The sequence below is a fragment of the Flavobacterium riviphilum genome (assembly GCF_055231795.1).
In genome coordinates this window covers 1-492 of sequence record NZ_JBUYSY010000049.1, presented here as the reverse complement: position 1 = coordinate 492, position 492 = coordinate 1, and the positions used below count along the sequence as shown (strand labels likewise).

The 492-nt window shown below is 40.0% G+C and carries 1 protein-coding gene; it reads left to right on the top strand.

What is annotated here, in order from left to right:
* Window positions 1-492, top strand: a 492-nt coding sequence (locus ACZIX2_RS14245; RefSeq protein ID WP_463340761.1) for a DUF7507 domain-containing protein, incomplete at both ends; no start/stop codon positions are given.

The window sequence follows — 492 nt, the reverse complement described above, 5'->3', positions numbered from 1 at the left end:
ATCAAAAACACTGGAAATGTAACGTTGACCAACATCACATTAACTGATAACAACGCTACGATCACAGGAGGTCCAATTGCTTCTTTAGCACCAGGCGCTTCAGATACTACTACCTTCTCTGGTACACATGTGATTACACAAGAAGATATCAATGCTGGCTATGTGTACAACTTGGCAACAGCAACAGGTAAAGATCCAAAAGGAAATAACGTAACCGATACTTCTTCTGATCCAACACCATGTACAAGTTGTCCAAAAGATCCAGAATGTACAGATTGTACTATTACTGAATTGGATCAAAAACCAAGCATCGACATTACCAAAGACGGTACGTATGTGGACAGCAACAACGATGGTATAACCAACGTAGGTGATATCGTTAGCTATAACTTTGTAATCAAAAACACTGGTAATGTAACGTTGACTAACATCACAGTAACTGATAACAACGCTACGATCACAGGAGGTCCAATTGCTTCTTTAGCACCAGGC